The organism is Pedobacter sp. ASV12, from assembly GCF_016429155.1.
Classification (GTDB): Bacteria; Bacteroidota; Bacteroidia; order Sphingobacteriales; family Sphingobacteriaceae; genus Pedobacter.
Map to the genome: position 1 here is coordinate 1 of NZ_JAELUC010000185.1, position 1,554 is coordinate 1,554.

The window sequence follows — 1,554 nt, forward strand, 5'->3', positions numbered from 1 at the left end:
CCCCCCCCCCCCCCCCCCCCCCCCCCCCCCCCCCCCCCCCCCCCCCCCCCCCCCTTTTCACAGATGTGTATAAGAGACAGCACTATTCCTGAACCTAAGTTTATTGCTAATGAGCCGTTGTTTAGATTGCAACTGGCATTAACTACAGTAATGTTGTAATCGGGGAATACCCGGGGTTGCGATTCGGAAATTGTATAATATTTACTTTCTTTAGAACAGCCTAATTCGTTTGAAGCCACTAGCTTGTATTCGCCAGGCTTGATGTTTTCCAATTCCCTGCTAGACGAAACTTGATTGCCTGCTTTGTCGAACCATGCATAGCTTGTTGCCCCCGAAACCAGAATGCCCTTTACATAGCCTGTAGCCGAGCTGCAAGCTGAGGCTTTAAAAACCGCTTGCGATTCATCCAAAACAATGGCTCCATCTTCAGCAATATCATAAGGACCTAATATTAATGGAGGGCATGCGCTTTCATCCTTTATTGCGAGCCGATAAGAACCTGCTCCGATGTTTTCCAAAGCTAAGCTTGTTGCCACAACGGCGTTTGTACGATCTGTCCATTGATAAGTTAAATTGCCTGTGCCAGTGGCCAAAATTCCTTTAATGCTTCCAGTATTTGCGATACAGGTAGTATTGGAGCGGGTCATGTTGCTCAGATCGGCGTTAGGGCCAGAAACATTGTTGATAACATAAGGACCAAAGTCTTTCTCGCAATCAGTAAGGCCAACAAGATGTAGGGTATAGCTTCCCGCCGGTACATTTTTCAATTCTCTATCTTTGCCTACTATCTTGCCATTGGCATCTAGCCAGCTAAAATCTTTATAGTAATTAGGGAAAAGGTTCAAAATAGACCCTAAATTGCCACAAGAGGGGTGTATAATATTTGGAGTGGCAGTAAAAGCCAAAGCAGGTCTTTGGTCTTCAACGATAACCCATTCAGAATAAACAACACACCCAAACTGATGGGCTTTAATCCTGTATTTTCCTGCAGGGATATTGACCAGGTCGAGAGAGGTGCCTACTACTTGGCCAGCTTCGTTTACCCATTCTATGCTTTTTGCATTTACGGTAAATGCGCCTTCTACCTTTCCATTCGGATAGTCGCAGGTCTGATGTGATATTTTAAATGTTTTGCCAAAAGCATTGAGCATGTAAATTCGTGGGTCTGAAAACTCCGATGTCATCTGGTTGATGGTTGCAGAGGCAAGTATGGAATAGCCAGTTTCTACGGCGCCTGTGTACTTCCAATTTCCTGAAGGGTCTGTGATAACAGTGGCAAAATATCTTTTAGGCTGACAGTTTGTGCACTCTGGGTCTGAATAAAACAATTCAATTCTAGCTCCAGGTTTTGATCGGCCACTAACGGTATTGGGGGTTACATCATCTAAAAAGACCTCTAAAGCCTTATCAAATGGACCTGTATTGGCATAAAGAAACAGGAAGGCACCCAAAATCAAAAGCAAACCCGATGCACCCAGTACAATACCGCTACCTGCTATCTTGTTGCTGCTCATTACCTGTGCTGCAATTAATGCCACAATGCCAAGCAAAATG

Annotated in this window: 1 pseudogene; it reads right to left on the minus strand. The window is 44.8% G+C overall.

Features of this window, described 5'->3' with window-relative positions:
- Nucleotides 1-1,554: pseudogene (locus tag JHD69_RS19775) on the minus strand (hypothetical protein); the annotation flags it as partial.